At 64.5% G+C, this 23487-nt stretch carries 23 protein-coding genes; 15 read left to right on the forward strand and 8 right to left on the reverse strand.

All coding sequences use genetic code 11. The features are described 5' to 3' along the window. Positions 1–285: 285 nt before the first annotated feature. The 8 genes from NMP98_RS10705 (at position 286) to NMP98_RS10740 (ending at position 8467) form a co-directional block, all read left to right on the forward strand. Positions 286–471, forward strand: a complete 186-nt coding sequence (locus tag NMP98_RS10705) for a hypothetical protein (protein ID WP_254857555.1) — start codon at positions 286–288, stop codon at positions 469–471. A gap of 22 nt (positions 472–493) precedes the next feature. Beyond that, complete coding sequence (locus NMP98_RS10710; RefSeq protein WP_254861315.1) at positions 494–901, forward strand: phage tail protein; 408 nt, start codon at positions 494–496, stop codon at positions 899–901. A gap of 69 nt (positions 902–970) precedes the next feature. Next, complete coding sequence (locus NMP98_RS10715; protein ID WP_254857556.1) at positions 971–2620, forward strand: DUF6517 family protein; 1650 nt, start codon at positions 971–973, stop codon at positions 2618–2620. A 164-nt stretch (positions 2621–2784) separates the two neighbouring features. After that, positions 2785–4797, forward strand: coding sequence for a beta-propeller domain-containing protein (locus NMP98_RS10720; protein ID WP_254857557.1), 2013 nt, complete (start codon positions 2785–2787; stop codon positions 4795–4797). Between the two features lie 249 nt (positions 4798–5046). Next, positions 5047–5508, forward strand: coding sequence for a hypothetical protein (locus tag NMP98_RS10725; RefSeq protein WP_254857558.1), 462 nt, complete (start codon positions 5047–5049; stop codon positions 5506–5508). 85 nt (positions 5509–5593) lie between these two features. Further along, positions 5594–7762: an alkaline phosphatase PhoX gene (locus NMP98_RS10730; RefSeq protein WP_254857559.1), complete on the forward strand. Its 2169-nt coding sequence runs from the start codon at positions 5594–5596 to the stop codon at positions 7760–7762. Positions 7763–7826: 64 nt separating this feature from the next. Next, the gene (locus NMP98_RS10735; RefSeq protein ID WP_254857560.1) at positions 7827–8198 is read left to right on the forward strand and encodes a winged helix-turn-helix domain-containing protein; all 372 of its coding nucleotides are present in this window, start codon (positions 7827–7829) and stop codon (positions 8196–8198) included. Beyond that, entirely contained in the window at positions 8195–8467 is a 273-nt protein-coding gene (locus NMP98_RS10740; protein ID WP_254857561.1) for a DUF7521 family protein, read from the forward strand. Before NMP98_RS10735 ends, NMP98_RS10740 begins: the two co-directional genes overlap by 4 nt. Here NMP98_RS10740 and NMP98_RS10745 read toward each other — a convergent pair whose 3' ends face one another. From NMP98_RS10745 to NMP98_RS10780, 8 genes are all read right to left on the reverse strand, one after another. Then, the gene (locus NMP98_RS10745) at positions 8468–8845 is read right to left on the reverse strand and encodes a DUF8147 domain-containing protein (protein ID WP_254857562.1); all 378 of its coding nucleotides are present in this window, start codon (positions 8843–8845) and stop codon (positions 8468–8470) included. It lies immediately after the preceding gene. Between the two features lie 95 nt (positions 8846–8940). Then, the gene (locus NMP98_RS10750) at positions 8941–9513 is read right to left on the reverse strand and encodes a DoxX family protein (RefSeq protein ID WP_254857563.1); all 573 of its coding nucleotides are present in this window, start codon (positions 9511–9513) and stop codon (positions 8941–8943) included. Between the two features lie 126 nt (positions 9514–9639). Continuing rightward, positions 9640–10644, reverse strand: coding sequence for a phosphate signaling complex PhoU family protein (locus NMP98_RS10755; RefSeq protein ID WP_254857564.1), 1005 nt, complete (start codon positions 10642–10644; stop codon positions 9640–9642). Position 10645: 1 nt separating this feature from the next. Further along, a complete protein-coding gene (phoU, locus tag NMP98_RS10760) occupies positions 10646–11311 on the reverse strand; it encodes a phosphate signaling complex protein PhoU (protein ID WP_254857565.1) in 666 nt (221 codons plus the stop codon). Positions 11312–11313: 2 nt separating this feature from the next. Then, a complete protein-coding gene (gene pstB, locus NMP98_RS10765; protein ID WP_254857566.1) occupies positions 11314–12228 on the reverse strand; it encodes a phosphate ABC transporter ATP-binding protein PstB in 915 nt (304 codons plus the stop codon). After that, positions 12221–13774: a phosphate ABC transporter permease PstA gene (pstA, locus tag NMP98_RS10770; RefSeq protein ID WP_254857567.1), complete on the reverse strand. Its 1554-nt coding sequence runs from the start codon at positions 13772–13774 to the stop codon at positions 12221–12223. The genes pstB and pstA overlap by 8 nt, the downstream gene beginning before the upstream one ends. Next, on the reverse strand, positions 13771–14880 hold the full coding sequence (gene pstC, locus NMP98_RS10775) for a phosphate ABC transporter permease subunit PstC (RefSeq protein WP_254857568.1): 1110 nt from the start codon (positions 14878–14880) through the stop codon (positions 13771–13773). Before pstC ends, pstA begins: the two co-directional genes overlap by 4 nt. 39 nt (positions 14881–14919) lie before the next feature. Then, positions 14920–15996 (reverse strand): PstS family phosphate ABC transporter substrate-binding protein, encoded by a 1077-nt coding sequence (locus NMP98_RS10780; RefSeq protein ID WP_254857569.1) that lies wholly within the window; start codon positions 15994–15996, stop codon positions 14920–14922. Between the two features lie 293 nt (positions 15997–16289). Between NMP98_RS10780 and NMP98_RS10785 the strand changes: the two genes are divergently transcribed. The 7 genes from NMP98_RS10785 (at position 16290) to NMP98_RS10815 (ending at position 23478) form a co-directional block, all read left to right on the forward strand. Further along, positions 16290–16685 carry an ArsR/SmtB family transcription factor gene (locus NMP98_RS10785; protein ID WP_254857570.1) on the forward strand — a complete coding sequence of 132 codons (396 nt, stop codon included), beginning with the start codon at positions 16290–16292 and terminating at the stop codon, positions 16683–16685. Next, positions 16678–17838 carry an ACR3 family arsenite efflux transporter gene (gene arsB, locus NMP98_RS10790; protein WP_254857571.1) on the forward strand — a complete coding sequence of 387 codons (1161 nt, stop codon included), beginning with the start codon at positions 16678–16680 and terminating at the stop codon, positions 17836–17838. Before NMP98_RS10785 ends, arsB begins: the two co-directional genes overlap by 8 nt. A gap of 1 nt (position 17839) precedes the next feature. After that, a complete protein-coding gene (locus tag NMP98_RS10795) occupies positions 17840–18283 on the forward strand; it encodes a low molecular weight phosphatase family protein (protein ID WP_254857572.1) in 444 nt (147 codons plus the stop codon). A 164-nt stretch (positions 18284–18447) separates the two neighbouring features. After that, on the forward strand, positions 18448–20325 hold the full coding sequence (locus NMP98_RS10800) for an alkaline phosphatase D family protein (protein ID WP_254857573.1): 1878 nt from the start codon (positions 18448–18450) through the stop codon (positions 20323–20325). After that, entirely contained in the window at positions 20322–22142 is a 1821-nt protein-coding gene (locus NMP98_RS10805; RefSeq protein WP_254857574.1) for a metallophosphoesterase, read from the forward strand. The genes NMP98_RS10800 and NMP98_RS10805 overlap by 4 nt, the downstream gene beginning before the upstream one ends. Positions 22143–22185: 43 nt before the next feature. Beyond that, entirely contained in the window at positions 22186–22494 is a 309-nt protein-coding gene (locus NMP98_RS10810; protein ID WP_254857575.1) for a hypothetical protein, read from the forward strand. A gap of 204 nt (positions 22495–22698) precedes the next feature. Then, positions 22699–23478: a helix-turn-helix transcriptional regulator gene (locus NMP98_RS10815; protein WP_254857576.1), complete on the forward strand. Its 780-nt coding sequence runs from the start codon at positions 22699–22701 to the stop codon at positions 23476–23478. The last annotated feature ends 9 nt before the right edge of the window (positions 23479–23487 follow it).

Here is a 23487-nt window from a genome sequence, read left to right on the forward strand (position 1 = left end):
ACGTGGATGGCGTTCTGCAGACGGTCTTCAAACACGGCTAACGCATGCAGCACTGGGTCTTCAGGGTTTATGCAGCGAGAAGCGATACCGCAGGTGCTGGTGAATCGCTCACTCAGGTCCACAGCGGGACGTGTGTATTTTGCAAAATGGTGGGAAAGATTATTATATATTAATTGTATTATAAAACTCATGAGTGGTGAGGGAACAAGGACCACACCGATTTCGAGGCGGGGATTCATCACAGCAACAGTTATTGTAGCATCAAGCACGGCCGGGTGTTCGGATGTGGTTACACCGTCGTTTGAGGCTGACCCCGTCGTGTTACCAGACGAGGACCAAGAGAACCTGTGGCTCTCGGAGACGGTTCGGGATTCGGCCACAATCGACGTCGATGGGCCGTCCATCACCGAAGCCGAGGTGACCAATCACATGGCCGTCTACAACCGAGCGGCGGGATACGGAGGGGCGTAGAATGCCGGATAGACACGGACCCATGAGAGCGGGCCGATTTGAAGTTCAAATCGACGGTGTCGAAGTCGCCGGGTTTCGTCGAATCGATCTTCCCAGGCGTTACTCTGAGGTCGATACGGGGCCAGAGGGTCGGAAGCGAATCGGACAGACCAGTTTTGACGACCTGACCATGGAGCGTGGAATCAAACCCGGCGCAACTCACTTGGTTGACTGGCGCGTCGCCATCGAGGAAGGCAAAGCCGACGAGGGACGAAAGGAGATTGCGGTGGTTCTCCAAGATGAGGAAGGTACCCCACAATTTCAGTGGACGTTCTCGGATGCTTGGGTCAAGGAGTACGAACCGCCGGAACTCGACGCGAGTGCCGACGGCGATATCGCAACCGAGTCGGCCACTATCGCCTTCGATAGGATGGAGCGAGAGGAGGTTTGAGGCCGCGATGGGAACACCGAGTATTCGGTCTCCATTTCAGTTGACGAACATCGATGGGGTGACGTGAGTATGGATTCCGGCGACGAACATCGACGAGTGATGCGAGCCAGTGGCACGGCAGCGTTCGTCGGCGTCGGTTCGGACGCCGAGGCAGCATCCACGATGCCACGGCCCGACAGCGAGCAAAACGGCCAGGGCGGGGCAGCTCGCGTTACAGTCTCACTCAACGGTGTCGATATCGTCGGTGTTCGGGCGCTCGCTCTCCCGAGGCGGTACTCCGAGACGGATGGACAGGGCGGACAACGCTGGGGACAACCGGCCTACGGCGACTTGGAGCTCGAACGCGGGATTACGCCCGGTGAAACCCAGCTGACAGATTGGCGCCTCGCCATCGAGGAAGGCAAACTCGACGAAGGCCGCAAGGAACTCACCGTGACGGTTGAGGACTCGTCGGGAGCACGGACCCAGTGGATGTTCTCGGATGCCTGGGTCAAGGCGTACGACCCGCCGGAACTCGATGCGAGTGCCGACGGCGACATCGCAACCGAGTCCGTCACCGTCGCCTTCGACGAGATGGTACGAACCGTCGAAAGCTCCCCCAGACGGTCGAATCCGCTTCATTCGGGTGTTTTTGGGTTCGTCGAGACGGCTAACGACGGCCGCATCAGCAACGGCGCAACGGTCGTTCCGTCCGGCGATATCGGTATCGAGTCAGTGCAGTTGACCCAGTTCGATCCCACACCGACCATCAATAGCGACGGGGCCACCCTGCTGGTTCCGGAAGCCGTCCGGTCGGACGCCGAGGAAGGCAGGACCGCTCTCTGGTTCCTGTCGGGACTCGAAACGGGTCAAGAGGAACCGCTCCGGGTTCCCGACGACACCGAGGGAGAGATGTACTGGGTTGCTGGCGAGGAATTCTTCCACAAACGGGGCTGGATGGCCGGTTTGACGATCGACCGTGACGAATCGACCGAACGGTCGGTTCCCGGCTGGCGGTCGGCCCGTAGCGGGAACAATCGAGTGCTCGTCATCACCGATGGGAACAGCCCCGAGGAGCGGTTTGGATTGGTGGAGGATACCGACGAACGAACGATTCAGTTCGAACCGGCCGCCCCAGGGGAAGAGGTGTCACTCACATCGACGGTAGTCGTCGTCGGGCGTCCCATACCCACAGACGACGCAAGCGGAATACAGGTGGACGGCACTGGTGTCGGCTCCGCAGGCGCCCTCTTGGATGCTGGGCAGCCCGCCCCCTTGGCTGGCGTATCGTACGGCCTGACAACTCTTTCAACGCCGGATGCGTCGGTCGCGGGACGCTCTGCCAATCCGGTTGTCAGAATGGATACTCCGGAGCTGCTGCAGCACGACATCGCCCGAGAGATCCTCAGACGGGCCGGCGTTACCGACGCCGAGTCCGTCGAATGGCTTACCGGCCCGCGACCAGCACGTGGGGGCTCGGAATCGGGGAGCAGTGTGTTGCTGGGTATTGAAACCTCGCTCGAAAGCTTCGAAGGCGTCGTCAGCGGGCGTGACGGCCCCTGGCTCGTCGGCATCCACGTGGCGAGAATCACCGACGGCGACCACGTCGTCGCAGCGGGCGTCCATCGTCACCCGAAGGGAACAGCCGAAGGAATACGGGAGATGACCGGATGGCAGCGCGTTATCTCCCAAGGTCGAGAACTGACGAAGACGACCGTCGAACAACTCGAATATCTGTAGCGGTGTCCATTCCGGTTTGTCTCATCAATTTGTATCCATTAGGAGTTTCCGACCCCGATGAATTGCACGGCGCGTCTGTCGGTTGCGAGCATTACGGCGAGTAGGTAAAACCGCTCTTTGTTCTACGGTAACACATTATCCGTTCGACGGGAAACAGGGGTGGTATGACACGCATCGGTTCGCTATCGATGGCGCAACTGGCCATCGTCGTCGGGGTCCTGCTCGTCGGTGGGACCGTCGGCGCGGTCGTACTCGACACCGTCCCCGACAACCCGAGTGAATCACCCGAAGACGACGCCGTCTCGACGTTCGACTCGCCGGAGGAGTTCCGGTCGTATCTCCGAGAAGCCGAGGCCACGTCGGGAACGGCTGGCCTCGGCGACCAGGTGCAAGCGTCGACCGCACGGACCACCTCGGCGGACGCGCCCGCCGCCGAACCGCAGGCGGAAGCCGGCGGTGACGACGGCGGGAGCGGAGCGAGCGTCGGCGAACAGCGCCGGGCCTCCGATACGAACGTCCAAATCGAGGGCATCGACGAACCCGACCGGCTGAAGACGACGAGCGACACGCTGTACTACGCGACGCGACAGCGCTACGTCCACCCGACGCCGATTCCCGAACCCACCCCCGAAGGCCGGACCGTCGAGAGCGAGCCAGTCGAAGCGCCGACGGAGGACCGAAGCGGCGTCCACCTCATCAACGCCTCCGACCCCGCCGCTCCGGAGGTTGCGAGTCGGCTGAACGTCTCCGGGCGACTACTGTTGGCCAACGACAGCCTCGTCGTCTTCGAGGGCGACCGACTCGTCGGCTACGACGTGGCCGACCGCGAGAACCCCGAACGGACGTGGTCGAAATCCCTCTCTGACCGCGTGGTCACCGCGCGACTCCACGCCGGCACCGTCTATCTCGTCACCGTCGACGGCGTCGACCGCCGGAGTCCCTGTCCGATTCGGCCGATGGACGACGTGGTGGTGCCGTGTTCCTCGATTCACCACCCCACCGAACCGGCGCCGGCCGACGCCACCTACACCGTGACGACGTTGGACCCGACCGACGGCGAGGCGAGCGACAGCGCCTCCTTCGTCGGGTCCGGCGGCGACAGCGTCGTCTACGTCTCCGCGGACTCGGTGTACGTCACCTACCAGAAACCGCTCAATCGAGCGGATATGGTCGCGGAGTTCCTCGTAACCAATCAGTCCGACCGCCTCGACGAGGACACCGTCGACCGAATCGAGGAGATTCGGGGCTACGAATTGAGCCAGCGCTCGAAGCGATTCGAGATACAGCGGACCATCGATTCGTGGCTGGCCGGGTTGAACGACTCCGAACGCCGCGAAGCCGAACAGGCCCTGGAGGATGACCTGCAAGCGTGGGCCGCGGACAACAAACGCCGATTCCAGCGAACCGGCATCGTCGCCTTCGACGTCGAGGGCGACGACACCGACGCCCCGAGCGTCGAAGCGGGCGCGACCGGGTCGGTCCCCGGCCGGCCGCTGAATCAGTTCTCCTTGGACGAACGCAACGGCGAGTTCCGCATCGCGACGACCGTCGACGGCGCCTTCGGCACCGACAGCGAAAACGACCTCTACGTTCTCGACGAGGACCTCGATGTGACCGGTTCGGTACAGGGGATGGGCATCACCGAGCGCATCTACTCGGTTCGCTACACCGACGACGAGGCCTACGTCGTCACGTTCCGACGAATCGACCCCTTCCACGTCGTCGACCTCTCCGACGCCGAAAACCCCACCGTCGAAGGCGAGTTGAAACTCCCCGGCTTCTCGTCGTACCTCCATCCGCTTTCGGAGGACCGCATCCTCGGCATCGGCGAGGAAGGCGGCAAGGTGAAACTCGTCGTCTTCGACGTGTCCGAGCCCTCGAACCCCACCGTCGAAACCGACCGCATCCTCGACCAGCGGTGGTCGGCGGTCGGCGAGAGCCACCACGCCTTCCTCTTGGACCGCCGCCACGGCGTGTTCTTCCTGCCCGCCGGGGACACCGGCTACGTGTTCAACTACACCGACGGCTTGGATGTCGAGACGACCGTCGACACCGACGGCAGCGCACGCCGGGCCGCCTACGTCGGTGACCATCTCTACGTCTTCGGCGATTCCTCGCTGACCGTCGTCGACGAGCGCTCGTGGGAGGAGACGACGACGGTATCGCTCGCCGAGTAAGCGCCGCTACGACGGCTTCCCACAGTTGTACGTCGAAGATGAGGTGGCACTGGAAACCATCCTCGCCTTCGAAGCCGTCGAGCAGACGGGGCAACCGCCCGACGTTCACGGACACCGAGGCCAGTTTTCAGACGGTCGTCAAGGAGACGGTTTACGTCAACTGAGCGGCTTCCGAATGCTCCCCTCGTCTCGGTACCGCTACGTACCGGAATTATAAACGTACTATCGCCGCTCGACGAATCCTCGCATATGGCGACGACCGACTCCTTCGGCAGTGATAGTGGTGAATCGACCTACCGAGAGTACGTCCTCGACGTCCGAATCGTCGAATGTGAGACACCGAGCGACGAGGGGACACGCTATCGCTTCGAGGTGCCCGAACATCGAGGCGTCACCTTCGCCGACCCCGACCTCGCCGAACTGTACGCCGACGTGTACTTCGACACTAACGGCTTTCAGGAGGCCGGCACGGGCGAGCGAGGCATTCCACCGGAGGTGATTCAGGCCGGCCGCGATACGCTCGCGGCGTACTTCCTCACACAACCCTACGCGGACGTGAACTGGGTTGCTTCCTTCTACGGCAAGAAACCCGCCAAGGTCGAACGCTACGTCGCCGCGGTCCGGACCCGCGCCGAGGAGATACGCGACGGGGTCGCCGACCTATCCGACGAGAGGGGCCACCCGTCCGAAGCCGAACAGAGCCGTACGTAATCGTCCAGACGCCTCGGTGGCGACCCAACGGCGACGTACCCCTATTATAAGCGGCTTTGTACGAACCTCGCCGCTCTCCTCACGTATGGTCGAGTTTACTCGACGGAAACTGATGTCGACATCGGTGGCCGCCGCCCTCGGGGCGAGCGTTTCCGGCGTCGCCGTGGCACAGACCGACGATTCCGACACACCCGGCGCGCCGAGCGTCAAGGGAGACCTCAAGCGATTCTCGACGACGGCGCTCGGAGCCGAGGTGACCGGTCCCTACGTCTTCGAGGACGGGTCACTACTGTACAGTCTCCAACACCCAAGCCGGGACAATCCCGCGCCGTTCGACAAGAGCGGCATCGGCTACTTCAAGGGGTTCTCTTTCGAGTTCGACGGTTCCAACGACGACTTCGAGGAGCTGTCGACGCCTCAGACCAACGACGAACAGGGACGCGTCCGCGGGGCTGACGGCGACTTCGAGTTGCTCGCCCGTGAGGCCGACCCCATCAACGGCGGGACGGAACGACTCGGCGTCGCCCAGACCCCCGACGGGGAGGACATCACCCAAGAGGACTTCGAAGGCACCCAGTACGGGGATGCCGCGTTCAACCCCGACTGCAACGAGTTCGTCGCCACCGGCGACGGCGACGGCTATCTCTTTACCAACTGGGAGAACAGTCCCGGGAACGTCTCACGCATCCCCCTCAGCAAGGAAGACGGCGAGTGGAGCGCCGACCTCGACAACGCGATGAACGTCGCCAACACCGACGCCTTCCGCGACATCGGCGGAACGCGAATCAACTGCTACGGCGATTTGAGCCCGTGGGGAACGATGGTCTCCTCCGAGGAGAACTACGCCCACCCGCGCGTCTCGCTGACCGCAACGGTGAGCGACGTCGCCGACGCCGGCACCGGCAAAGGTATCCGGGGCGCCCACGAGTTCTGGAACCGGCCGAACCCCAACGGGATTCAGGAGGCAATCGACTCCTACTACGGCGACGACTCGTGGTACGTTCAAGGCTACTGGGCGATGACCGGCGTCGAGTTCCTCGCGTACTACCTCGGCGCCGACCCCATCGATCAAGGCGACGGTGAAAACACCGTCGACCCAATCGGCGATACGTATCCCAACCCCTATCGCTACGGTTACCACGTGGATATCCGAGAGCCGACCGCGGAGACGCCACAGCCGGTGAAATACTACGTGATGGGTCGGGCCGCATGGGAAGCGCCGGACATCCAACACGACAAAAAGACCGTCTACGGCTGTTCGGACGGCGACAGTAAGGGCATCTACAAGTTCGTCGCCGACCGGCCAATCCAGAGTTACGACGACCCGATGGACATCGCGGGGACGCTGTACGCGCCGAAGGTGACCAATCCCGAGGCCGCAGCGAAGAACTCCCCGGCCGAGACGAACCTCGAAATCGAGTGGCTGGAACTCGGGTCGGCGTCGAACCGCGAGGTCGAATCGTGGATTGCCGACTACGACGACGTGACGCAGGTCGACTACCTCGAAACCCACGCCGACTGGAGCGAGGGCGACGACGTGACCGCCGACGTCGTGGAGGAAGCCGACCGCGAAGTCGTCGCAAACGGCAATCAGGACTACATCACCGACGCGGAGATTCTGGAGTGGGCCGACCAGTACGAGGCCAACGGTGCCGACGGCGTCGACGACGAACTCCGCCGCGTCCCGTTCCTCGAAACGCGGGCCGCTGCAAAGGAAATCGGGGCCTCCATCGAGTTCAACAAAGCCGAGGGCGTCGACAGCATCGAGAAGGCCACCCCCGGCAACTACGTCTACTTCGGCATCTCGGAGTTCAACGACGACCTCTCGAACGACACCGGCGACATCGGCATGGAACGGGTCGACGGCGGCGTCGTCTATCGGGCGGAGTTGGAACCCGATTACAACGTCTCGACGCTGGAGCCCGTCATCACCGGCCCCGACGGCTCCGACCCCGCCGACGTGGCCGACGACGCGCTCATCAACGTCGACAACGTCTACGTGATGGACGACGGCCGCGTGCTCTGCTGTGAGGACGCCGACCAGTTCGGCCGTTCGTACAGCAACGACTGCCTGTACGTCTACGAACCCGAGGATGACCCCGGACGGAGTAACCGAGGGAACGGAAACGGAAACGGCCGAGGCAACGGGGACGGCGGCAACTACGACCACCTCAGCGAACGCTCGCGAGGGTCGAAGATGTCCGAGGAGGAAAAGGCGGCGTTCAACCGCATGGCCGCCGAGAACGACGACTGAGCGTCCGACCCGTCTCGTGCCGTTCGGCACAAGACGTAACTAGGATAGCGGCAAACGGGGCCGCATGGTGTTCGATACTGCGGCCTCGGAGCGGCCAAACCCCGAGGACGTAATCGAGGCGCTGGACGACGACCAGTGTCTCAAGTTACTGTACGCCCTGGACGAACCGCGGAGCGTGAAGGCACTCTCGGAGGCGGCGGACGTGCCGCTGTCGACGACGTATCGGAAAATCAGCAAACTCGAAGGTGCCTCACTGGTCGAAGAGCGGACGGAGATTCGGGCCGGCGGCCACCACCGCACCACGTACGCCCTCGATGTCGACCGCGTCGTCCTCGATTTGGTCGGCGGGCCGCCGCTGGGCATCGACATCGTCCGGCCACCCGAACCCGAAGGCAAACTCGTCGAGATGTGGTCCGAGGTGCGGAGCGAAACGTGACCGACTACGTCACCTTCGTCGTCGCGCTGAAGGCCGTCACCCTCGTTCTCGGCGGTCTCATCACGTACTTCGCGGCGAACGCCTACCGCCGAACCGGCTCCCGGCCCATCGGCTTTCTCGCCGTCGGCTTCGGCTTCGTCACGCTCGGGTCGCTTCTGGCCGGCGCCGCCCATCAGGCGTTCGGGCTGCCGGTCAACGCGGTGTTGCTCATCGAGAGTGCGCTCGTCGCCGTCGGCTTCGGCGTCATCACCTACTCTTTGTACGAGTAATCAAGCCGTCGCGGTCGGCGGCGCTTTCGGACCACGGAGGTAGCCGATTGGAGCGGCGACCAACCCGACGACGACGCCGACGAGTATCGAGAGGACGACGCCGACGCTGAGCAGGAACGCCCCGACGAGGAACGCCACGAGGAACGCGACGCCGAAGGCGCCAAAGCCGAAGGCGATACGCCGATTGCCCGCCCCCTCGGAGCCGAGACCGAAAGCGACCGCGGCGCCGGCGGTCGCACCGGCGAAGAGACCGGCAGGGATACCGACGAACAGCGAGAACTCCATGCTCTGGCCGGCGAGTTCGGTGACTGCGACGCCGACGATGACGAAGGCGGCGATGGCGGCCGCGAGGGCGATGGTGAGTGTTTTGAGTTTCATGGGTGTGATGTCGACTTGAAGTCGGAGGTCGACAGTGCGAAAAATCCGTTCTGAAGACGGTTAGTTAGGTGGCCGCTGAACCGGGGCCACGTGGTTTACCCGAGGACGTAGTCGAGTTTCGGGTACTTCTCGATGAGCGCCTGCCCGTCGATTTTGTACTGCTCGATGTAGGCGTCCAGTCCGAGGATGCGCCCTGCGCCGAAGGCCGCGACGGCCAGGAACACGAGCATGTACGCGAAGTCGCCGTTGATGACGCCGTGTTCGACGCTCCAGTTCCCGAAGTAGAACATGAGCATCATGAGCGCGCCGAAGAACGCCGCGAGGCGGACGACGGCACCGACGATGAGGCCGAGGCCGATGAGGACCTCACCCCACGGGACGGCCACGTTCGCGAACTCGACGAACCACGGCGTCGAACCCATCCACGCGAAGACACCAGCGAGGGGGTTGCCGTTCGTCGCGGCGACGTTGTTCAGGTAGCCACCCGCGCTGAACGGCTCCGCGGCGAGGACCTTGGTAATCCCCGAGTAGAGGAACGCGTAACCCATCATGAGCCGAAGCGCGAGGACGAACCACGCGCTGAGGCTGTGGGCTTTCCCGGTGACGGTGAAGCTACCGATTCTGCTCTGGAAGACGTTCGGTCCGGTTTGAGTGGTGTTAGTTGCCATTAGTGGTCTCCTCGTTTATGCAAACGCTAAGAAGCAGTATATAGCGCGTAGCTGATTCCCGAGGGTGGAGAAACAGCCGTTTGAGGGGCCAGATACGCCGGTTTCGTTATTTCGTCTCGGAGCGGGTCACGGCCCGCCGTCGACGGCGTCGACCAGCGAGACGACCTCCGCGATGTTGCCACCGTTTTTGGCGGTCCGGCGGATGCGCTCGAGGAGACGCCCGTAGAGGTACGCCCCGTCGCCACCGTCGTCGTAGAGAGTTCGGTCGAACTCCTCAAGTGCGTCGACGACCGCGGTCCGACGGTCGAGAGCTTCGACCGGCTGGCCGTCGAGGGCGGTCGTGACGACGCCGCGAGCGTCGGCCGCGAGGGATTCGATTCCGTCGGCGATCTCTCCGTTCGGTGGGGCTGGCTGACGGCCGACGATTTCCGCGATACCCTCGGCGTGGTCGGCGACCCGTTCCAGCTGTCTGGCGATGCGGAACTGCGTGAATGCGGTCAGTCGGTCGGTCTCCAGTTGGTCCATCTCGCGCACGTCGACGAGGACGCGGTAGAACTGTCGGCTGACGAGCGCGAACAGGCGATCGACGTCGTCGTCGCGCAACGCGACCCGACGGGCGAACTCGGCGTCGCCCTCGACCACTGCCTCGACGGCGTCGCGATGCATCGGCAGCGCCAGCTGTCGGAGTTGGCTAATCGTCTGTTGGAGCGATATTTCAGCCGGGTCGAGCAGGCTCCGAACCACGAGCGACCGGGTCGTCTCCTCTGCGACCTCCATGCCGACCAGCCCGGTGATGGTTCCGGTCGCGGCCCGCCGTTGTTCGGGCGAGAACCCTGTCGTCGCCTCAATCTCGATCGTGTCGGCGCCGGCGGCGTAGGCCGCCTGAATCCGCCGGACCAGCATCTCCGTCTCGAAGGTATCGGCATCGATCGTGGCTCTCCGGTCGGCGCTGGCGTGTTCGGTCGGCGCGACCACCAATCGATCCTCGAACGGGTAGATGAACAGCCCGGTTCCCGGCGCGATGTCGCGTTCCTGTGCCCAGCCTTTCGGAATCGAGACGGTGAACGTCGACCCGCCAGCGAGTTGGACCTTCCGTTCGGCCGGCCCGCCGTCGGTTGCAGTTCGTTTCATATCAGTAAATCAACTCGTCATCGTGTTCGACCATGTAGACGATGCGTGCACAGACGTTGACCGCGTGGTCGGCGACGCGTTCGAGGTCCCGAATCGTCAACAGCAACCGCGAGGTGTCTTCGAGTATCGCCGCCGACTCGTCGCCGTAGTTCGTCCGGAGTAAATCCTCGACGACTGTCCCGCTGGCCGTCTCACAGAGGTGGTCGATGTCGTCGTCGCGCAGCGCGACCTCACGTGCAATCCCGGCGTCGCCGCGGTCGTAGGCATCGATGGCGTCGGCCACCATCGCCCGCGCCCGCTCGCCGATGTGTCGGATATCGACCTCCGGGTACCGTTGGCGTTCGGCGTCGAGCGCGTAACCCGCGAGGTTGCTCGCCAGGTCGGCGATGCGTTCGAGGTCGGTGAGTATCTTGAACGAGGCGGCGACGAACCGGAGGTCGCTCGCGACCGGCTGTTGGAGCGCGAAGAGGCCGATGCAGTCGGATTCGAGGTCGAGATACGTCTCGTTGATTTCGTCGTCGCCCTCGATGACCCCCCGGGCGAGTTCCTCGTCTTTCGTCTCTAACGCCGTCAGCGCGCCGTCGTAGCGGCCGAGGACGACCTCGCCCATCTCGACGACATCGGCCCGAAGCGTCCGCAGTTGGCGCTGATAATCCGTTCGTGCCATGGTTATCCGAACTTGCCGGTGATGTAGTCCTCGACGCGGTCGCTGTTGGGGTTCTCGAAAATCCGGTCGGTGTCGCCGTACTCGACCAACTCGCCGCCAGTGAGGAAGACGGCCGTCTGGTCGGAGATGCGGGCGGCCTGCTGCATGTTGTGGGTGACGACGACGACGGTGTACTCCTCGGCCAACTGCTCGATGAGGTCCTCGATTTTGGCCGTCGCAATCGGGTCCAGCGCCGAGGCCGGTTCGTCCATCAGGATGACGTCGGGATCGACCGCCAGACAGCGGGCGATACAGAGCCGTTGCTGTTGACCCCCCGAGAGGCTGAGAGCGTTCTCGTCGAGGCGGTCTTTGACCTCGTCCCACAGCGCCGCCTTCCGGAGGGACTCCTCGACGATTCGGTCCCGCTGTTGGCGGTCGTCGCGGCCGGTGAGGCGGTCGAAGAACCCGGTTCGAATGTCGCCGTGTTTGCGCGGCCCGTAGGAGACGTTCTCCCGAATCGACTTCGGGAACGGGTTCGGCGCCTGAAACACCATCCCGACGCGCTTGCGAAGTTCGACGAGGTTGACGCCGTCCCGATAGATGTTCTCGCCGTCGTAGGATACGTTGCCGTCGATTTCGGCTGCTCGAATCCGGTCGTTCATCCGGTTGAGACACCGGAGGAACGTCGATTTCCCGCATCCGGACGGTCCGATGAGCGCGGTGACGCTCTCCTCGGGAATCTCCATGCCGATGTCCTTCAGCGCGTGGTCGTCGCCGTAGTGGACGTTGAGGCCACTCACCGAAATCTTCGGGTCGCCCTCGAAGTCGTACTGGCGCCACGATGGCCGAATCGTCTCCTCGGACTCACCGACCGTCGTCGTCCGTGGAGTCTGGGGTTCGTCGGTCCGTTCCGTCTCGTTTAGTGTCGTGTTACTCATAGTTGAGTCTCCGTCTGAAGTACATCCGCGTGGCGATACCGACCGCATAGAACGACAACACGACCACCAACAGCACGAAGGCGGTTCCCCAGCCGTACTCGACGGCGTTATCCGCGGAAACGCCCGAGGTGATGGTCGCGTACAGTTGATACGGCAGCGCCGGCGCGCTCTGCAGTAGCGCGTCGTTGGCGACGAACGGCGGTGCCGACGTGAACTCGAAGGACCCGAGAACGTTCGGCGCGTCGTCCCGCAAACCACCGGACATCACCAAGAGAATGGGTGCCGTCTCGCCGGCGATGCGACCCACACCCAAGATGACGCCGGTGACGATGCCGGGCATCGCCGCCGGAACGACGACGCTCTTGATGGTCTCCCACTGGGAGACACCGAGGGCGGCGCTTGCGTCGCGGTACTCGTCGGGAACGGACTTGATGGCCTCCCGAGAGGTGATGAGACACAGCGGCATCAGCATGAATCCCAACACGAGGATGCCCGACAGCAGCGAGGTGGTGCCGCCGAGTCGCGGCACGAGGAACGCGTAGCCGAACAGGCCGTAGACGACCGAAGGCGTCGACCACAGCCCGTTCGTGGCGATTTCGACCGCGCCGACGAACGGTCCCTGTTCGGCGTACTCGGTGAGGAAGACGGCGGCGGCGACGGCGACGGGCACGCCCGTTACCGTCGCGCCGACGACGAGATACAGCGTCCCGACGATGGCCGGGAACACCCCATTGACCACGTCCGGGCGGAACGAGTAGCCGTTCAGTACGAACGGCCAATCGAAGGGATACAGCGAGAACCCCTCGAAGGCGGGACCGATTCCCTTCGTGACGATAAAGAGGATGACCGCCAACAGGACGGCCAACATCCCGAGGGCGTTCAACGCGACCAGGAGGTACGCGCCGGCCTGTCGGCCCTCGCTGCCGTAGCCGCCGTAGGCTTTCGCGCCAGCCCACGCCGTCAGGAGCGCGGCAGCAGCCGTCAGCGTCGGAATCGTCATCGACCCGCTGAACGCCGCCGAGAGCCACTCGGGGTCCCACAGCCACGCCGGCGTCAGCAGGTTCGTCAGGACGGCCCCCGAGACGGCGACGGCGACGACGACCGCCGGCAGCGTCGACCCGATGTCCTCGGACAACAGGCCGAGGCCGACGAACGTGACCGCGCCCGCGAGCAGGCCGACAGGGAAGCCACCAAGCGGACCGAGCACGCCGAGTTGGAGGGTCGCAAGCCAGACGGCAGCGGCGGCGATGACGCCGAAGACCCCAGCCGTGACCGTGCCAGGGGTTTGGTCGGGCGTCGTATCGAACGCCCCGAGTGCCGACCCGACGCCGACGACGCCGACACCGAGACCCATCGTCAGTAGGCCGACGGCGAGGAAGTCGTACAGACCGATGCCGAGGACGGACGCTTCCTCGGTCACCACACGGGCGACCGCCAGCACCGACAGCATGAACACGAGGAGACCGATGCCGATGACCGTCGAAGCGACGCGTTCGCCGAGCGTCGTCTCGTCGGTGACCAGCGTCGAGGCGTACTCGTCGCTCATGGGTCACCCCCGAGTTTCTTCTCCATCCGAAGTTCGACGCGGCGCGCCCCGACGGACAACACCAACACGGTGACGAATAGCACGACTCCCGCCGCGAACAGCGCGCTCAGATGCGTACCGTCGGCGTTTCCGTACTGACTGGCGATGAGGCTCGTCAACGTCTCGGTACTGGCGAAGACATCGGCCAGCGGTTGCGGGAGCTGTTGGCTGTGGCCGATGATGACCGTCGCAGCCATCGTCTCGCCGATGGCCCGACCGATGCCAAGCAGGACGGCCGCCGAAACGCCCGACAGCGCCGCCGGGAGCGTGATGCTCTTGGTAGTCTGCCACTCCGTGGCCCCCATCGCGACGGAGCCGTCGCGCATGCTCGCAGGCACACTCGTGAGCGCGTCGTCGGCGACGGAGACGACCGTCGGCAGCGCCATCAAGCCGATGACGAGTCCGACCAGAAAGAGGCTCCCGAGGTTCGACATCCGAAGGTTCTCGAAGAGGAACGTGTTCAGCGTCACGAAGCCGAGATAGCCGTAGACGATAGAGGGGATGCCGGCCAGAATCTCCACGCCCGGCTTCACCGCGTCGCGGACCATCGGCGGCGCGATTTCCGCGAGGAACAGCGCCCCCGCGATGCCGAGTGGTCCCGCGATGACCATCGCGATGGCGGTGGTCACGAGCGTCCCCCAAATCATCGGCACCAGCGAGTAGGTGTTCGAACCGGTGCTCCAGAACGTCTCGACGGCCGGCAGCGAGACGCCGAAGACGGTCACGGGGTCGGTGAAGCCGAACAGGCCGGTGCCCATTACCCGGAAGGCGGGAATCGCCCGATAGAAGATGAACACCGTGATGAGGCCGAGAATCGCAATCGTCGAGGTAGTGGCGATGAGCGTGACGACTCGTGCGGTTACGTCTTGGTGGGCGACCCAGCCGTAGGCGACCGCTCCCACGAACGCCACCAACGGAACCGCAGCGAGCGGGCTATTCAACAGGAACAACGCGAACGTCGCGAACAGACTGAACGACAGCACGGCGAGCATCGCAGCCGCCTTCGTCGAGAGTCCGCTCGCCCGTTCGAGTCGCGGAAGCCGTCCGAACAGGGTCGAGCCGAGCATGGAGTGAGAAGTTTCGTGAGTGATTCGGTTCCGAACGGCTCAGTTCGACGGCTCCGGGAGTTTGTCAATCTCTGCCTGCCTGCGGTCGTCGTTCAGCGGCAGGTAGTCGTTGGTCTCGACGAACATCTGCTGGCCGTAGTCGCTGAGAATCATCCGAAGGAAGGCGGCCTCCTTGTCGGAGGTGCCGTCCCACGTGTAGCAGTGCAGCGCCCGCGACAGCGGGTAATCGAGGGTTCCGAAGTCGTCGGGGTACTCGTACAGCGTCCCTTCGATTTCGAGGTCGATGGCCGGCGTCGCGTCGTCGACGAAGGCGAGGGCGATGTACGCAATCGCGTTGTCGGAGTTGTCGACGAGCGTCTTGACCTGCTGGTTTTGGCCCTTTCGGGTGTCGACACCGGGCATCTCGGCGTCGGGGTCGCCGAGGACGTTCGCGCGGAACGAGGTGTCGGTCCCGGAGCCGACCGCACGACCGACGGCCTGAATTTCCTTGTCGGGGCCGCCGAACTCCGACCAGTTCGTGACGTTGCCGCGGTAGATGTCCTGGATGTCCGAGAGCGTCAACTGCGTGATGCCCGCCTCGTACAGTTCGGAACTGACGATGATGGGTTGGGCGTCGATGGCGACGACGTGGTCCGTAAACGGTTCGAGTTCGGACTCCGGTCGGTCGGGGAACTCCGCGCTGACGGGGGCGCTCGCGTCACCGATGTCGACCTGTCCCTTTTCGAGCTTTTCGAGACCGACACCCGTGTGGTTCAGACCGACGCTGACGAAGAACGGCGGGGTGCCCTCCTCGCCGCTGGGTTCGAAGCCGTAGAGGCCGGCCCAGTAGTCGGCCATGTTCTTGTCCGTCTCGATGCCGTACTGGCTGGGACCCCAGTACTCCTCGTCGGAAGCCGGCGCGTTGCCGTTCCACAGCGACCCACCGCGACTCGTTATCGGGTACACCGTCGAAGAGCCGTCGGCGGTCAGCGGGGCGGTACCCGAATCGTCGGCCGACCCGGTCCCCTCGTCGCCGCCCAGACAGCCAGCAAGCGATGCTACCCCGGCGGCGCCGGTCGCGAGAATCATTTTCCGCCGCGATACAGCCACGCTCGGACGCTCTGAGTCCTGCGTCATCACCTGATGAGAACGGAACTGGTACTAAACCGGTTTATAATAGCCCTATCACCGGATACTGTTCGTCGGGTACGGCTCACGTCCTGCACAGAGGACAACGTACGACTCCGAGTGCTATCGAGTGCTATATACCGCACATAGCGTGGCGTCGATTGCACGGGGTGGGGGAAGCGAGCTTTGGTGTGTAGAGTCAATTTAGCTGCTGCTCAAGCTTTTCTTATACTCTGCCCTATAGACATGCTTTTAACGCCTTATCGAAACAATTACTTGAGAGTCTGTTCAACTGTTTTCCGATGGCACAAGCCACGGAACGACTCCAGCGGTACCTCGAAGACGAACTCGGGGAGTGTCGCAGCGAGGACGTCGAGCGTCGCCTCGAGGAACTCGGGGCCCTCGAACGCGCGCTTGGGGAGGCCCGCGTCGAGGCGGAACTCGGCGTGCTCTCGGCGCTGGCAAACGAGACGCGCTACACGCTCGTCCGCGTGCTCGTCGCCGCGGGCGAGGAGTTGTGCGTCTGTGAACTGACGCCGCTCGTCGACGTGAGCGAGAGCGGTCTCAGCCACGCGCTGTCGAACCTCGTCGACTCGGGCCTCGTCGAGGGTCGAAAGGAGGGCCGCTGGAAGAAGTACCGAGCGACCAACCGCGCCGTCGCGCTCGTCACCGTCCTCGAGGGCAGCATCGATGAGTAACGCCCACGAGCACGGCCCGGATTGTGACTGTGAGAGCTGTGGGGACCCGCGGTCGATGGACTTCCTCGATAAGTACCTCACCGTCTGGATTTTCGGCGCGATGGCCCTCGGCGTCGGGTTGGGCTTTCTCGCCCCCGGCGTCACCGAGCCGATTCAGGAGTTCCACCTCGTCGAAATCGGCCTCATCTTGATGATGTACCCGCCACTGGCGAAAGCCGACTACTCGAAGCTCCCGACGGTGTTCTCGAACTGGCGGGTGTTGAGCCTCAGTCTCGTCCAGAACTGGCTCATCGGCCCGACGCTGATGTTCGGGTTGGCCGTCTTCTTTTTCAGCGGTCTCGTTCCCGGCCTGCCGGCCCGCCCCGAGTACTTCCTCGGATTGGTGTTCATCGGGATGGCCCGCTGTATCGCGATGGTGCTTGTCTGGAACGAACTCGCCGAAGGCTCCACCGAGTACGTCACCGGACTCGTCGCGTTCAACAGCCTCTTTCAGATACTCACCTACGGCGTCTACGTCTGGTTCTTCGCGCTCGTGTTGCCGCCGCTGTTGGGCATGGAGACGCTCGTCGCGGGCATCACGACCTTCGACATCACCATCGGACAGGTCTTCTGGGCCATCGCCGTCTTCCTCGGCATCCCCTTCGCCGGGGGCTTCCTGACCCGCACGGTCGGCACCCGAGTCAAGAGCGAGCAGTGGTACGACGAATCGCTCGTCCCGAAAATCGACCCGCTCACGCTCGTCGCCTTGCTCTTTACCGTCGTCGTGATGTTCGCCACCCAGGGCGGCGCCATCGTCGACCAGCCGACCGACGTGCTGTTGCTCGCCGTTCCGCTGACGATTTACTTCGTCGTGATGTTCCTCGTCAGTTTCGCGATGGGACGTGGCATCGGCGCCAACTACTCGACGACGACCGCCATCGGCTTCACCGCCGCATCGAACAACTTCGAGTTGGCCATCGCCGTCGCCGTCGCCGTCTTCGGCGTCGGCTCCGGCGTCGCCTTCGCCACCGTCGTCGGCCCGCTCATCGAGGTGCCTGTCTTACTCGCCTTGGTCAACGTCGCGCTGTACTTCCAGCGCCGGTTCGACTGGAGCGGCTTCGAAACCGGCAGTCTCGACGACTCGACGACCGAACCCACGACGAACGACGATTAACATGTCCACCAACGACACCACCGACCCGGTTCGCATCGCCTTCATGTGCGTCCAGAACGCCGGACGCTCCCAGATGTCGACGGCTTTCGCCGAACGCGAACGACGGCGGCGCGGCCTCGAAGATCGTATCGAAATCCTCACCGGCGGCACCGACCCCGCCGACGCCGTCCACGAGGAAGTCATCGAGGTGATGGACGAGGTGGGCTTGGACCTCTCGGAGCGCAAGCCACGAGAAATCACCGTCGAGGAACTGAACTCGTGTGAGTACGTCGCGACGATGGGGTGTTCGACGTTAGATGTCGGCGACGTCGACGACGGCGTCGACGTTCACGACTGGGCGCTGACCGACCCCGACGGGAAGGAACTCGAGGACGTCCGTGAGATTCGAGACGAAATCGAACGGAAGGTGGCCGCGCTGTTCGACGAAATCGAGTCGTCAACCTGACCGGCTGGGGTCCGCCCGCAACCCGTCCCCTGAGATACGGACACACAGAGAGGACAGCGGAACACCCCGTATCCCCTGATAGCGGCACGAAGAGAGCGTTTAACGTAATTATTTGGACGCTTCTGCTAGTGGATTTTTACCCATCCTCCTGTCAGTGAGCGGTGATGACTGCGGGACAGAGCGGACGGCAGAAGCGAACCGAACCGACGACATCGACGCGGCGGGCGGTCCTACAGGCCGCCGGCGCCGGGTCGGCGATGGGTGCACTGGCGATGCTGTTTTCGAGCAGCGCGGCGGCCAACAACGCCGACCCACACGGAGCGGCGGCGGCCGACGACATCTTCGATGTCGACCGAACGAGCGAAGCGGTGTATCCCCAATCGGTCGCGAGCGGCGGGCCCACACCGAGCGGCGCCATCGTCTGGACGCGAATCGACCCGGCCGCCTACGAGGGTGACCAGCCGGTCGGCCTGCAGGTGACGCCCGCCCCGGACCGCGAGACGGCAAACACCGACGCCGACTTCTCGACGGCCGAGACGCGACACTTCCGGGTACCGTCGTCGGCGTTCGGCCCCGACTCCGATTACACGCTGAACGTCGATTTGGACGGCGAACTCGACGCTGACACCTTCTACTTCTACCGGTTCGTCTACGACGGCGACGCCTCGCCGGTCGGCCGCCTGCGGACCCTACCGGACCCCGAGGCCGACCCCGACCGACTGAAACTCGCGTGTGCGTCCTGTAACAACTACCTCCACGGCTACTTCGGCGGGTTCGCACACATTGCCCGCGAGGACGCCGACTACCTGCTTCACCTCGGCGACTTCGTCTACGAGTACGGCGGCGCGGGCAACCAACCTGACCGGGACATCCAGTTGCCCTCGGGCAACGACGTGGCCCACACCCTCGCTGACTTCCGGACCATCCACCGCACCTACCGCGCCGACGAGCACATGCAGGCGGCGCTGGCCCGCCACACCCTCGTGATGACCTGGGACGACCACGAAATCGTCAACAACCGCTGGTGGAACTACGAGACGGGTGCGCCGAACACCGCCTCCCACCCCTACGGCGACGACCCCGAGAAGATGCGACGGCTGTACGTCGAGGGCATCGAGGCGCTGGCCGAATACGTCCCGTTCCGCGTCGAGTACGACCGCACAGCCGAGGACCTCCACGAGCGGTTCCGCCTGTACCGCTCGCTCGAATTCGGCCAACTCGCGGAGCTGTTCATGACCGACGAGCGCCTGTATCGTTCGCCGCCGCCCGAAGACGAGTTCGGCCAACGCGACATCGCCGCCCCACCCGCTCGCAACGTCGACGACCCCGACCGGACGATGCTCGGCGGCGACCAACGGGAGTGGTTCCTCGACGGCGTCACGGAGTCGGCGGCGACGTGGAAGGTGTGGGGCAACTCCGTGTTGAACGCCGCGTTGAAGGCCACCAACGCCGGCGAGCAGGGGAGTTTCTTCGTGAACTACGACGCGTGGGACGGCTACGAACACGAACGGCAACTCATCATGGGCGAGTTCCAGCGGGCCGCCCGCGGCCGCGACGGCGCGCTCAACCTCATCACGCTGACCGGCGACATGCACGCCTACGTCGCCGCCTACGCGAAGACCGACTACCGCGACCCCGAGCATCAACAGCCGCTTCCGGGCGCCGAGGCCGACCGCGTCGGCGTCGAATTCATGTCGCCCGGCATCACGAGCGACAACCTCGGCGCACAGACACCGACGCCTCCGGACCTCGAAGAGGACGCCGCCGAACTGCTCGTCGAATCCCAGAACCCTCACATCGAGTGGTTCAACTGGTCGCGGTACGGCTACACCACCGTCGAGTTCACCGACGACGCGGCCGTCTACACCGCCTACGGCGTCGACCGGACCGTCGACGGCGCCGACGCGCCCAAGCGCCTCCTGCGAAGCTATCGCGTCCCCGAAGGCGAGGTCCAACTGGAGGAACTCCGCGGCGGACCGCTGCCGACGCTTCCGGAGACGCTGCCCGGCGCCGGCGACCTGTCTGGAGGTGTCGACCGATGAGCGACGACCTCTCGCGGCGTGGGGTCCTGAAGGGCGTCGCCGCCGCCTCCACGACGCCGTTTCTCGTTTCCTCGGCCGCCGGTCAAGTCGAGGTCCCCGACGGGCCGGCGGGCGTCCACGTCGCCTACGGCCGCGACCCCGCGACGACGCTCCGCGTGGGATGGACGGGCGCGCCGGCGGCCGACGCCCGCCTCGAAATCGGCGAGCAGGACGCGCCGGCGACGACCGTCAGCGCCACCCCACGGCCGGTTCCGGGGAAGGAAGCGGTCGCCTACAGCGCGACCGTGACGGGACTGGACCCGGCGACGACTTACGAGTACGCGGCCGCCCTCGACGACCGCCGCTCGGAGTCCTTTACCGTCTCGACGGCCGACCCCGAATCCGGGTTTTCGGTCACCGCCGTCGGCGACCACGGCGTCGCCGACCCGAACAACCCCTTCCAGCGGGCCAACACCGACGACCCCCAGCGCGTGATGGCGACCGCCGCCGAACGCGACCCCGACGTACAGTTGCTCCCCGGCGACGTGGCCTACGCCAACGGCAAGCCCTCGACGTGGGAGCTGTACTTCGAGACCTTCGAATCGTTTTACGCCGAGACGCCGTTCATGACCGTCCCCGGCAACCACGAGGCCGAACCCGGGACGGGACTGCTCCAGTACGACCGCCGACTCAACGACCTGATGCCCGTCGACGACACCCTCGGCCTCGATGACCTCCAGCACGAACAGCGGTGGTATCACTTCGACTACGACAACACCCGCTTTATCGGCCTCTCGACGACCACCGACGGCTGTGGCGACGTGGGCCGCGGCGAGGAGTTCGTCCCCATCTACGACCCCCGCTGTGAGTTCGGCGGACTCACCTACGGCGACGTACAGGAACGGTTCCTCGAAGCGACACTGGAAGACGCCGCCGAGGACGACGACCTGACGTGGACGGTCGTCTACTTCCACGGCCCGCTGTGGACGGACTCACCGGACCACGCACCGCGCAGTCTCCTCCGGGACCGCTGGGGGAGGCTGTTCGACGAGTACGGCGTCGACCTCGTGTTGTGCGGCGACAACCACGTCTACGAGCGGACGAAACCAATCGAGGCCCGCCCGGACCGCGAGGACTACGGTCCCGATTCGGCGTGGAACTGGGAGTCGCCCTACGGGACGACGTTCGTCACCAACGGCACCGGCGGCACCTCCCACTACGGGTTCGGCAACACCGCCCCCAGCGACTACCTCGCACGGCGGAGCAACCGCCACTTCGGCGTCACCGAACTCGACATCGACGACGAACGCATCCGCGTCGAGTACGTCACCAGCGAGACCGACGACGGCGACCCGGTCGTCGCCGACGCCTTCGAGATACGGAAATCCGACGAATCCACCGAATCGGGCGTCCCCAAGCCCGAGCAAATCGACCGCTATGACGGCCCGGTGACCGAGGCACTCGTCGTCGAGGGCACCCGAACCGACGACGGGTCGGTGTTCACCGCCGGCCAACCCAACCAAATCGACCTCACCTTCGACGCGACGGAGGCCGTCCGGGTTCGGGACCGCATTCCGGCGGCGTGGGACGCCATCGCCGGCGACGCCGAACGAACCGAACCCGCCCCCGGCGACACGAAGTGGGTGTACTTCGAGATGGACGCGACGGAATCCGGGTCGGTCACCTACTTCGCAGAGGCGCCCGACGGCATCGGTTCGAGCGACCGCTACACCTTCGGCCCGTTTCAGGCGTACGACCCGACCGCCGAGGAGTGGCTGACCGTCCCGGGGACGACCAGCGAGGAAACTGTCGTCGGCATCGATACCGGCGCGCTGTAAGCGACCGCCGGGAACTTTGTCGGTGGCGAGTCGACCGGTCAGTATGGTCTCCGATGCGGCCGACATCGCACTGTTCGGCGCCTACCTCGTCCTCCTCGCCGCGGTGGCTGTCCAGCACTATCGCGGTGCGATTCCGCGACGCCGATTGACGATGCTCGTCGGCCTCTGCTGTACGTGGCTGGCCTACGGCCTACTCCAGTTGACCGACGGCGGGCCGTTGCCGTCCACCGGACCGCTGAATCTCGCCTTCGATGGCCTCTCCATCGTCCTCCTCGTCGTCGGTCTGTTCTTGCTGTATCGGTGGTATCGGAGCCGTGAAAGTGGTGAGAAAGCACCCGAAACGGGCGACTGACTCGGTGACTACCGCGTCATCGCCGTCCACGTACCCGACGAGGACAGCTCATCATACCAACCCGACGGCACCGCAAAGCGCGTCCACGAGCCCACATCGAGAGACACGACATCACCGACGACGGGGCGGTGGGCCGGAAGCAGTAAATCGAGGTGACCGCTTCGAGAAGGTAGCTTCATACGGCGGAGTCATCAAATCCCGGTAATGAACGGGGCGGTGGCGTATCTGGCTCGGTCGGAGACACGTATCGAACTGTTGTCGGTGTTGGCGGAGGGGCCGGCGGACAGTCGGGACCTCCGTGAGGAACTCGACGCGTCGCGGACCACCGTCTCGCGGACCCTCGATGGATTCATCGAACGGCAGTGGGTCACAGAAGAGAACAACGGCGGGCCGTACCGACTCACCGCACTCGGCGCTTACGTCCAGCGGGAGTTCTCCGACCTCTTAGATGCCTTCGAACTCGGAGACGACCTCGCACCGCTTTTGGGGCGCGTGAGCGCCGACGAATTCGACCTCGACCCGGCGGCACTGGCCGACGCCGACGTCGTCAAGGCGACGGCCGAACAGCCGCTGGCGCCGGTCGAACGGACGATGGCCGCCCGGCAGAACTCCGATAGCATCCGTGAGTTCGCGACTGTCGTGATGCGGGACAGCGCAGACCTGGCACACGAGCGCATCGAAAGCGCGACCGGCAACGACACCGTCGAGTTCGTCGTCGACGCCGCGGTTGTCGAGGCGATGCGTGAGGACCCGTCGTACGACGACTACCTCGACGCAGCGGCGAACACCGACGGCGCGGAGTACTACGTCCACGAGGATCTCCCGTACATGCTCGCGCTGCTCGACGACCGAGTCCTGTTCGGCGTCGTCGACGAGCGCGGCACGCCGCTTGCGCTCATCGAAAGCGACTCCGAGACGGTGTACGAGTGGGCCGAGTCGACCTTCGAACGGTACCGCGAGGAATCGGAACCCCTCGATACCTGAACTGTGCAC

Source organism: Natronomonas gomsonensis, assembly GCF_024300825.1.
GTDB lineage: Archaea > Halobacteriota > Halobacteria > Halobacteriales > Haloarculaceae > Natronomonas > Natronomonas gomsonensis.